At 70.7% G+C, this 11,577-nt stretch carries 2 protein-coding genes; both read right to left on the bottom strand.

From position 1 onward, the window contains the following. Positions 1-62 precede the first annotated feature (62 nt). On the bottom strand, positions 63-6,911 hold the full coding sequence (locus tag D451_RS0110020; RefSeq protein ID WP_241463309.1) for a non-ribosomal peptide synthetase: 6,849 nt from the start codon (positions 6,909-6,911) through the stop codon (positions 63-65). A gap of 5 nt (positions 6,912-6,916) precedes the next feature. Beyond that, positions 6,917-11,557: an SDR family NAD(P)-dependent oxidoreductase gene (locus tag D451_RS0110015; RefSeq protein ID WP_017534297.1), complete on the bottom strand. Its 4,641-nt coding sequence runs from the start codon at positions 11,555-11,557 to the stop codon at positions 6,917-6,919. Positions 11,558-11,577: the final 20 nt, after the last annotated feature.

The following is an 11,577-nucleotide window of genomic DNA, read 5'->3' as shown; positions in this document are numbered from 1 at the left end:
CGGCGAGGACGCGGGTTCCGAGGGGGAGGGGTCCGTGCCCGGTCGGGGCCCGGCGGTGACCGTCACCGCTCTCCACCTCCGAGACCGGCGAGGATGTCGTCCAGCACACCCGGCCGGACCGAGGACGAGGTGCGAAAGCCCGGCCGGTCCGGTGCCGTCACCGCGTCACGGACGGTGTGGAACTCCTTCCGAACGGCGTCGGCCAGGGCCCGGTCGTCTCCGCGGGCCCGCCACGCCGCCGGATGACGCAGCTCGATCAGCAGATCCCCCTCTCTACGCCAGGCGATGACGTCGAGGACCCGAGGGGAACGGAGGTCCTCGTCGACGGTGACCTCCGCCGGCAGATGGACGACCTCGACACCCTCCGTGCGCCCGCCCTGCTCGCCGAGGTAGTTGACGCCGACCTGCGGACGGATTCCGGTGAGCAGGGCACCGTCCTCACCCGTCCCCGGGTCGAATCGGCGCAGAGGACCGTAACCGGACCCCTTGCCGGGAAGCCGGTCGAACGAGCGGCGGACGGCGTGCAGGGTGTCCGCGACCCCGTCCTCGACCCGCACGAGATGGGGGAAGACGGAGGTGAACCATCCCACCGTCCGGGTCAGGTCCCGCTCCTCGGAGAACCGCTCCCGCCCGTGCCCTTCGAGGGCGACCAGGATCCGGTCGCGGTCCCGCCAGGCGCCCAGGGCACGGGCGATGATGGCGAGGACGGTCTGACCGGGCTCCACTCCGTGGGACGTGCGGGCCGCGTCGAACACCTCCTTGACCTCGGCCGCCGGGAAGCGGAGCACTTCCGAGACGGTGTCCGCGCGCCGGACGTCGTCCTCGTCGAACATCCTTCCCGCCGCGTCGGCCCGCCGGGCCAGGCCGGTCCAGTACGGCCTCTGATCGCGAAATCCCCCTTCCCGCGCGTGTGCCGCCAGTTCCGCGGTCCACGACGGGAACGACACGGTCTTGGGGGCGAGCGGAGCGGACGGGTCCGCGAGGCAGGACAGCAGGTCCTCGATCAGGATCCCCCACGAGACCACGTCCACGGCCAGGTGGTGGACGGCCAGCGCGCACTGTTCGCCCCTCTCCCCGAGCCCCGTCGCCAGTGCTACGGCGGGGCCGGATTCCACGTCCACCCGCCTCTGGAGCGTCCTCAGGTAGTCGGTGAGCTCCTCCCCGGCCAGGCCGGCGGGCGCCGTCTCGGAGTGGACCGATCGTTCCGCGTCGGGATCGCACAGCACCAGCGCGTCACCGTCGAGTCGAACGCGCAGGGCGTCGTGGAAGCGGACCAGCCGCTCGACCGCCTCCACCAGGGCCCGTTCGGGCAGCGGGGTCTCGGAGGTGAGCAGCACGCTCTGGGTGAAGACCCGGTGGCGGTCGTCGACCGCGTCCACGAACTCCTGTTGGACGGGGCTGGGGACCAAGGGCCCCGACACGGGGTTCTGGTCGTGGAGCCGTTCCTCGCCCCGGTCGACGGACGCCCGCCCGGCCAGCATGCGCACGGTCTGGTTCTCGAGCAGATCCGATGCCCGGATCACCAGCCCCTCCCGCTTGAGCGCGGCCGCGATCTGGATCGCCTTGATCGAATCCCCGCCGAGGGCGAAGAAGTTCGCGTCGATGTCGGCCACCTCGGCACCCAGGGCACGCGCCCAGGCCGAGGCGATCCGCCGCTCGGCCCCGGTCCGCGGCGGAGTCGCGGTCGCAGCCGCGGAGAGGTCCGGAGCCGGCAGCGCCGCCACGTCCAGCTTGCCGTTGTCGGTAAAGCGGACGTCCTCGTCGACCCGGACGATGAACGACGGCACCATGTAGTCGGGCAGCCGTCGGCTCAGGGCGGAACGCAGGCGCGCCTCGTCGGCTTCGGCGCCGTCCTCGTAGCGGACCCACAGGCAGAGGCTTCCGCCGCCCTCGCCGGCCTCGTGGACCGCGGCGTGAGCCCACCGGACGTCCGGTTCGTCGACCGCGGCGTGCACGATCTCGGCGGTCTCGACGCGGTGGCCCCGCAGCTTGACCTGCTGGTCGATACGGCCCGTGTAGAAGAACAGCCCGTTGCTCCGGAGGGTGGCCAGGTCGCCGGTCCTGTACAGCCGGACTCCGGGGACGTCGGGCGACTCCACGAAACGCTCGGCCGTCAGCCCGGGCTGGTTCAGGTAGCCGTCGGCCAACCCCGCGCCGCCGATGCAGAGCTCGCCGGGGACCCCGATCGGCCGCATCCTCAGAGCCTCGTCGAGGACGTACAGCGAGGTGTCGTTGATGGGACGGCCGATGGGTACGGCCTCCCGCTCCTCATAGGAGTCGAAGACGTGCACGGCGGCGAAGACCGTGGACTCCGTCGGCCCGTAGCCGTTGGCGATCCTCCCCGGGCCGAGGAGGCGGAAGGCCCGCTCGACGTGGGCGGGCGAGGCCGCCTCTCCCCCGAAGATCAACCTACGGATGCCTCCCAGGCGCTCCGGAACGTTGTCGATCAGGGCGTGGAACATGGTGGCCGTGATGAAGAAGCTGGTGACGCCGTGGCGTTCGATCTCCGAACCGAGCCGGTCGAGGTCCAGCACCTGCGCCCGTTCCAGGACGACGAGCGACGCACCGTTCGTGAGCGCGCCGAACATGTCGTAGACCGCCCCATCGAAGGAGTAGTCCGACATCAACAGGAAGACGTCGTCGGGGCCTGCGGTGTAGAACACCGATCCGCGCACCACGCGCAGCACGCTCTCGTGCCGGATCACCGTGCCCTTCGGGACACCGGTGGTGCCGGAGGTGTACATGACGTAGATCGGATCCTCGCCGCCGCCCGACAGGCCCGGGTCGAGGGCGTCCTCGGGGCCGGCCGTGGACTCGGCCGTGGCCGACTCCACGATCCGGACCCGTTCGTCGGCGAACCCGGCGGCCCGTTCCGCCCGTCCGGCCGTGGTCACGACGAACTCCGCGCCCGAGTCCCGCAACATCAGGCCGAGACGTTCGCCGGGGAACTCGGGGTTGAGGGGCACGTAGTAGCACCCGGCCTTCAACACTCCGAGGACGGCGACGACCATCTCCGGCGAGCGGTCCGCGAGGATCGCGACCGGCGACCCCGGTGCGGCCCCCTGCCGGACCAGGTGGTGCGCGACCCGGTTCGCCCGCGCGTTGAGCTCGCCGTACGAGACCCGCTCGTCACCGGCGATCAGCGCCGTGCGTTCGGGCGCGGCGGCGGCCTGTCGCTCGAAGAGCCCCGCGACACCGTGCTCCTCCGGCCGCGGAGACGGTGTCGTGGCGAAGCTCCGGATCAGCTCGGTCTCCCGCTCCGGCACCAGGGGGAGCGTGCCCAACGCGTCCGAGTCGTCCGCGGCGAGGACGGAGCGCAGCAGCGTCATGTAGCGGTCGGCGTAGAGCCGCAGCGTCTCCTCCCGGAACAGTGCGGTGGAGTACTCCCACTCCATCAGCAGCCGTCCGCCGGATTCGCGGGCGCTGAGCGTGATGTCGTACTTGGCGCTGCCGTCGTCGAACGTCACCACCCGTTCCCCGGAGTGCTCCAGGCCCATGTCGGTGTTCTGGTAGACGAAGCAGGTGTCGAACAGCGGACGGCGCCCGGGTTCACGCGGCGGCCGCAGGTCTTCGATGATCAGTTCCAGCGGGCAGTTCTGGTGCTCGAACGCCTCCAGCACCGTGGACCGCAGGGAGGAGTAGAACCGGCCGACACCGTGGTCGCCTTCGACGGACGTTCGCAGTGGCAGCGTGTTCACGAACATGCCCACGACATCGGAGTAGCCGGCGTCCGGCCGACCGTGGACGGGCATGCCGACGACGACGTCGCGCTGCCCGCCGAGCCGACTCAGCAGCTGTTGGAAGACCCCCAGCAACACCATGGAGGGCGTCAGGTTACGGGCTCGCGCGTACTCCTTCACCGCGTCGAGGGTCGCGGCGTCCGCCTCGGTGAACAGGGTCGCTCCCGCCCCGGAGACGGCGTCGGTCCGCTGCCGGTCGGTGACCAGGTCCAGCACCGGGACGCCGTCGGCGAACCGGTCCCGCCAGTACCGGCGCCCGCGCAGGACCTCCTCGGACTCCTCCAGTTCGAGCAGTCCGATCACCGCCGAACGGTAGCCGCGGGTCGGCGCGTGGAGCTCGGCCCCCTCCACGATCGCCGCGAGATCGCGGAAGAGGATCCCCATCGACGTGCCATCGGTGACGATGTGGTGGAAGTCGATCGCCACGCAGCTCACGCCGTCACCGAAGTCGAAGCAGCCGATGCGGAAGAGCGGGCCCCGGTCGAGCCGGAACGGCCGCACGAAGGACGCCATCTGCTCCCGGGCCCGGTCCTCGTGGCTCTCTCCGGGGCCGGGGGCGTCCAGGAGGCGATGTTCCACCGAGACCTCGACGTCGGCGTGGACGCGCTGCACCGGTTCGCCGTCGACGAGGTGGAAGGTCGCGCGAAGGCTGTCGTGGCGGCGCACGAGATCGCGCATACCCGCTTCGAGACGGGCGATGTCGATCGTCTCGTCACTGATCGTCAGCCCGGTGATGTTGTACGCGACCGAGTCGGCCACCAGGTCGGAGGAGTGGAACATGGACCGCTGGGACGCGGTGAGCGGGAGCTCGTACTCCCGGGGCTCTTCGCCGACGGGTCCGTCACCGTCTCCGGCGGTCTCCGGGGCGCGGGCGAGGTGGGCGCGGATCCGTTCCTCGGTGAGACCGAACTCCTCGGCGACGGCGGTGGCGAAGTCGTCGAACACCGGCGTCCTCAGCAGTAGGGGCGGAGGTACGCCGAGGTCGAACTCCGCGTTCAGCAGCTGGACGATCTTCAGGGAGGACACGGAGTCGCCCCCGAGGGAGAAGAGGTCCTGGCCTCCGCCGATCTCGGCGTGGCCGAGGACCTCCGACCACACCGCCGCGACGACGGTGTGCGCCGTGAGCGGCTCGGGCGCGTCGCCGGAGCCGTCCACGCCCCGTGCCCACCGTTCCAGGACCTCCCGCAGACGGCCCGTGCCCGCCGCGTCTCCCTCGCCGCCCCCGATGGGGGGCGTCGAGGCCGCGACCACGGTCTCGTCCCAGTAGCGGGCGTGGTCGAAGGGCTGTGGGGGAAGCGGGACCCGGCGGCCACTCTCCGCGAGGGCCTCGAAGGGCCTGGCTCGACGGAGGAGATAGGCGGTCACCACGTCCCGATGGCGCCGGAACCGTTCGGGGAGGTCGGTCCATCGGTCGGTTCCGTCGCCGGAGGGGAGGACTGTTCCTCCGCTCCGCCGCCCACGGTCGGCGGCGGAGGCCTCGGGGCGCCCGCGTAGGACGGCCGTACGCCCGTCGGGGAACGGCTCCTCGTGCTCATCGCACGGACGGAGGAGGCGCTCCAGGCCGGACCGCAGGGCGGCGCGATCCTCGCAGAGGACGGCGGCCCGCACCGGCTGGTGCTCACGGCCCACGCGCATGGTGTGACAGATGTCGTCGAGGTGGTACTCGGGGTTCCTGTCGAGGAACTCCAAGTGCCGCGCCGCGGACCGTGCGAGCAGCGATTCGTCGCGCGCCGAGATCACGAAGAGGTGGGGCTCCCCGTCCGTCCTCGGTCGTGGCGGGAGCGGAGGCGCCTCCTCGAGCACCACATGGGTGTTGGTCCCGGTCAGGCTGAAGCTGCTCACCCCCGCCCGCCGGGGCGTCTCTCCCGGTTCCCATTCCGCGAACCGGGAACTGATGTACACCGGCGAGTCGACGAGGTCGAGGTACCGGTTGGGGACGTCGAAGTGCAACGACGGGAGGAGTTTCCGGCGATCGAGGCACAGGACGGTCTTGACCAGCGACACCAGCCCCGCGGCCCCGACCGTGTGCCCGACGTTCGACTTCACCGATCCCAGAGCGCAGAACTGCCTGCGATCGGTGAACTCGCCGAACGCGGCTTTGAGGCCCTTGACCTCGATGGGGTCCCCGAGGGCCGTTCCGGTTCCGTGCGCCTCGATGTAGGACAGCGACTCCGGCGGGACGCCGGCCCGCTTCCAGGCCTTCACGAGCACCTCCTTCTGGGCCCGGGCGTTGGGGGCGGTGATGCCGTTGCTCCGACCGTCGTTGTTCACGGCGTTGCCGAGGATGACCCCGTAGACGTGGTCTCCGTCGGCCGTGGCCCTGGCCAGCGGTTTGACGTGGACACCGACGACGGCCTCGCTCCAGACCGTGCCTCGCGCACGGGCGTCGAACGCCCGCACGTGGTCTCCCGATTCGGTCTCGCTACCGAGGCTTCCCGGGGAGAGGAACAGGTTGACCCCGGCGACGAGGGCGCTGTCGCAGTCGCCCTGGCGGATGGCCTTCATCGCCGAGTCGAGCGCCACCAGCCCTGATGAGCAGCCGGTGTCGGTGACCGAGGCGGGCCCCCGCAGGTTCAGGTGATAGGAGAGCCGACCGGCCAGCATGCCCGGCCACGACCCCGTGAACGCCGCGAAGTCCGTCTCGGAAAGGAACGGCAGATAGGACATGCTCAACCGGTGCGAGTGGTCGTTGCCGACGAAGACACCGACCGGAGCGCCGTCCATGGAGTCACGGGCGTGACCCGCGTCCTCCATCGTCTCGATGAGGACCTCCAGCACCTGCCGGTGGTAGGGGTCGAGTTCCATGGCCGCGCGCGGAGGGATCCCGAAGTACTCCGGGTCGAACAGGTCGATACGGTCCAGGAACCCGCCCCGGCTGAGGTCGGTGGGGTTCGGCAGGACCCGGCGCAGATCCTCCATGCGAGCCGGGGGGAAGTCGCCGATCGACTCACGTCCCGCCGCGAGATTGTCCCAGAACTCCTCCTTGTTCGACGCGCCCGGAAGGCGGCAGGCGATCCCCACCACGGCGATCGGGTCGTCTCCCGAGCCCGCCGCGCTCTGGGGGGATTCGATGGCGCGGATGAACTCCTTCGCCCGTTCGACGCCCAAGCGCTCCTCCCGCACCTGCGTCAGCAGGTACTTCAGGAGCTCCTTGCGTGTCCGTTCCCGCACCCCGGTCACCATCGCTCTCCGCTGTCCTCGATGTCGTCGAAGACGGAGATCAGCTCCGTGTCGCCGATCTCGGCCAGTGCCTCCCGCAGGGACCGGCCGCCTTCCCGGTCGGCCGTCCCTCCGGCGTCCGCGCCGCGCTGCTCGTCGATGTAGGCGGCCAGGTCGACGACGGTGGAGTACGAGAAGAGGTCGGCGACGTCCACCGTCTCGGGATACGCCTGCTCGACCTTCGACAGCAGGTTCGCGGTCATCAGCGAGTTCCCGCCGAGTTCCTGGAAGCCGGCGTAGGCGTCGATCTCCGTGAGGCCGAGCACCGAACCGTAGATGGACGCGATCCGGAGCTGGGTCGGGGTCGGATCCGACACTCCGGCCAGGACGGCGTCACCGCCCGCTTCGCCGGTCTCCGACGGCTCCTTGGCCGCGTTGCGGGCGGCCGTGGCGACTTCGGCCGAGACGGTGAAGGGGAGCGTGTCCCATTCGCGCTCCAGTACCGGCAGGTTGAAGTCCGCCGGAACGGCTCCGTCGACCGGATGGCGCAGGAAGTACGCCAGCCAGGCCAGGCCGCCTTGGATCGAGACGGGCGTGAACGGGGCGTCGTCCGCGTCCACGTCGTGGTCGACGGCCATACCCGCACCGGTCCAGGTCGGCCAGTCGACGGACAGGACACGTGCGCCCTCCGCCCGTGCCCCGGCCGCGAGGGAGTCCATGAAGGCGTTCGCCGCGCTGTAGTCCCCCTGCCCGAATCCGCCCGTGACCGCGGTGATCGACGAGAAGAGCACCACGAACGGGTCCGGATGCTCGGAGGCGAGCTCCAGCAGCGCGACGCTTCCGTCGACCTTCGGGGCGAGGACGGCGTCGTAGACCTCCCGCCGCTTGGAGCCGAGGAAACCGTCGCCGGCGACGCCCGCCGCGTGGACGATGCCGGTCAGGAGCACCCCGTCGGCCTTCAGCCGTTCGCCCAGACCGCGGACCTCCTCGGCCCGCGACACGTCGCAGCGCACGTACTCGGCCGCGGGGAGCCGTTCCAAGCGCCGCTTCGTCGCCTCGCCCAACTCCGAGCGTCCGGTCAGGACGATCCTCTCCGCCCCCCGCGCCGCCATCTCCTCGGCGATGTTCAGACCCAGTCCACCCGCGCCTCCGGTGACGAGGAAGGCGCCTCCGGCGTAGGGGTTCTCGGAGACCTCGTCCTCGACCGCCGTGACGCGCTCCAGGCGCCGGGTGTACAGACGGGTCCCGCGGATCGCCCGCGGCACGGGTCCCGGAGCGCCCAGGCACGCGCGGACCAGCAGATCCGTGTCCGTACCCGGCGGCGCGTCGAGGACGCCGACCGGCAGGTGCTCCTGCCCGATCACCATGGCCAGTGCCGCGGTGGCCGCCGCGTAGGGGTCCGTGGCGGTGTCGTCGTCGGTCACCCGCCAGGCGTTGCCGCCGAGCACCCGCAGCCCGAGGGGGAGCTTGACCCGGTGGGTCAAAAGCTGCTTGTACAGCTCGAACAGAGCGTCGACGCCGCCGCCGCGACGGTCCGCGTGGGCGAGCCCCTCGTCGGCGGTGAGGTCGGCGGCGAACAGCAGGCCTTGGGCCCCTTCCGAACGCAGCCGGGCGCACAGGGCCCGTACGTCGTCCTCGTCGGGCGCGCCCGATCCCAGGTGGCACGGGAGGACCCGCACCCCCGCCTCGGTCAACGCTCCGATGAGCTCATGGCCGGCCGCGGTCTCGCCCACCACGACCCCCCAGACGGCGTCCGGGTCCTCCCGCTCCTCGGGCGGCTCGGTCTCCGTCCAGCCGACCCGCAGGAAGCGACGGGGTCCCGTGACGCTGAAGCGTGTCCAGTCGACCTTCTTGACGGTGTAGCCGCCGATCCTTCCGAAGACCGCGCCGTCGAGGTCGAGCAGGTCGATGTCGAAGGTGATCGTCTCGTCGCCGGGGGCACCGCGGACCGTGCGCACCAGCGAGTAGTACGACTCGGGTGCCGACCGGTGCAGGACGAAGTCCTTGTACATGTAGGGCAGGTAGGTCCGGCCCTCGCTCTGCGAACTGACGTTGACCGCGTTGTCGAGCATCGCCGGGTGCAGTCCGTAGACCTCGGTCTCGGCGTCGACGCCCTCCCGAGGCCGCAGCAACGCCAGGGTCCGATCCTCGCCCCGCCACTCCGCGCGTACGGAGTCCCAGCGCGGACCGAACCGGAAGACGCCGGTGTCGGCCTCGAAAGCGACCGGGTCGACCGTCCGGGCCGCCGCGTTCCGCACCGCGGGGACGTCCACGGTGCCCGGCCGTTCCTCGGCGGGCGCCCCGCCCACCCTGCCCTCGACGTGCGGGATCCAGTCCTCTCCGTCCTTGCTGAGCACCTGGAACGTGTAGTCGTCGCCAGACCGGTCGAGCCGTGTCCGGACGGCCGCCTCGGAGCCGGCGTCGACGGAGAGCGGCATGAGGAAGACCACGTCCTGGAACCGTACGGCTCCGGCTCCGGCGACGGCGGCGTAGGCGGCCCTGGCCATCTCCAGGTACGTGGTGCCCGGCACCACCGCCCTGCGATCGATCCGGTGGTCCGCCAGTACCCAGTGCCTTTCGACCGACAGCGTGTTCTCGAACACGGCACCGGTGTCCGTCCGACCGACCTCGGTGCCGAGCAGCGGGTGGGCCTCCGAGCTCCTGAAGTCCCGCACCCGGGTCCGCAGCGGCCTGGCCCAATGGCGGGTCCGCGCGAACGGATAGGTCGGCAGCGGAACCCGCCGTCGGGCGTCCCCCCGGTGGTACGCGGCGAAGTCGACCCGCGCGCCCCGCACATAGAGGGAGGCCAGCCTGTCGAGCGTCTTCTCCTCGCCGGACGTCCGATCGGCGACGACCGCGTCGGCCTCGGCCGAGAGGCGTTCCAGCGACTGCCGGGTGACGTCCCCGGGAGAGAACACGCCCTTCTTGTCGCTGACCACGGTGTGCGCCCCGTAGTGGACGCCCTGGTCCTCGTCGGTGCCCAGGCCCCGGGCGCGGACCCGGTCCACGGCCTCCGCGAGCTGCTCCTTGCTCTCCGCCGTGATCAGGAGCCGGTGCTCGTGGTGCGCGCGCCCGACGTTGGACGTGTAGCAGATGTCGGCGAGCGACCACGCGCTCTCCGCGAGCATCGCGGAGTAGCGTTCGAGCAGCTCGTCCAGGGCCTCGCCGGTCCGGGCGCTGACGGTGAGGCAGTAGCGCCGTCTGCTCTGCTCCGCGGGGCGGTACGCGGGGGCCTGTTCCAGTACCAGGTGGCAGTTGGTCCGGACGAAGCCGAACGAGCTGACCGCGGCGCGTCTCGGGGTCCCCGCGGGGGTGTCCCAACTCGAAAGACGGTCGTGGACGTAGAGCGGGCTCTCGGGGAAGTCGATGTAGGGGTTGGGTACCTCGAAGTTCGCCGTCGGGGGCAGCACGCCCGTCTCGAGGGCCTTGACCACCTTGGTGACGGCCGCCACCCCGGAGGCGCCCACCATGTGTCCCATGGTGGTCTTCAGCGACCCGACCCCGCAGAACTGCCGACGCGAGGTGTGTCGACGGAACGCGTCCGACAGACCCTTGATCTCGATGGGGTCTCCGAGCGCGGTACCGGTGCCGTGGGCCTCGACGTAGGTGATCGTCTCCGGCTCGACGCCCGCCCTCGACCAGGCGTCGAGGATGACCCGCTCCTGTTGCTCGGCCCTCGGCGCGGTGATCCCGCTGGACATACCGTCGTTGTTGATGGCCGAACCCTTGATGACCGCCAGTACGTGGTCCCGGTCGGACAAGGCGCGCGCCAGCGGCTTGAGGACGACCATGCCGGCGCCCTCGCCCCACACGGTCCCGTCGGCCCGGGCGTCGAAGGTGCGCACGGTGTCGTCATGGGACTCGACGCTGTCCATCGTCGCCCCGGACATGTACGCGGCCTTCACCTCACCGACCTGCGACATGTTGAGCCCACCGGCGAGCGCCATGTCGCACTCGCCGGCCTGCAACGACTGGACGGCCTGGTGGATGCTCACCGCGCCCGCGGAGCAGGCGGTGTCGGTCATCAGGCACGGGCCGGTCAGATCCAGCACGTAGGAGATCCGGCTGGCGACCAGCCCCTCCCACGAACCGGAGAGCTGCATCGGATCACGCTCGGAGAACATGCGGTAGTACGAGTAGTTCGTCTGGTCACGCCCGAGGAAGACCCCGGTCCGCGTGCCGCGGACGCCGTCGCCGCCGTATCCCGCGTTCTCGAGCGCCTCGTACGCGGTCTCCAGTCCGATCCGCTGGTACGGGTCCATGTAATCCGCCTCCAGCGGCGGAATACCGAAGAAGCGCGCGTCGAACCGGTCGATCCGGTCCAGATAACCGCTCTTCGAATAGATGCGGTCCAGGTCGGCACCGTCCACCACCGAACCGAGGATGACCTCGGAGTAGTAGGGGTTCCTCAGGACCTCGTACATGTCCTCCTTGCGGGAGCGCGGAAAGTCGCGCACGCTGTTCCTGCCCTCCCGTAGGAAGTCCCAGAACTCGTCGACGTTCCCGGCCGCGGAGTAGCGTCCGGCCATCCCGATGACGGCGATGTCGGGCCGGGGGGACGACGAGGTCGTCACCTCCTGCAACAGCGTCTTCGCCTCCTCCTTGCCGATCCGCCGCTGCGCGACCTGCTCGAGGATGAAAGCCTTCACCTTGTCCATCTGGCATCCCGATTCTGTCG

Source organism: Nocardiopsis alba DSM 43377, assembly GCF_000341225.1.
In the GTDB taxonomy this organism is placed as follows: domain Bacteria; phylum Actinomycetota; class Actinomycetes; order Streptosporangiales; family Streptosporangiaceae; genus Nocardiopsis; species Nocardiopsis alba.
Note: the sequence above shows the minus strand (reverse complement) of the source record. Positions and strands in the feature narration are given on the sequence as shown.

Bases quoted from the DNA above. Each gene is read 5' to 3' on its own strand.
- D451_RS0110015 (WP_017534297.1), bottom strand. From the start codon at position 11,557: ATGGACAAGGTGAAGGCTTTCATCCTCGAGCAGGTCGCGCAGCGGCGG.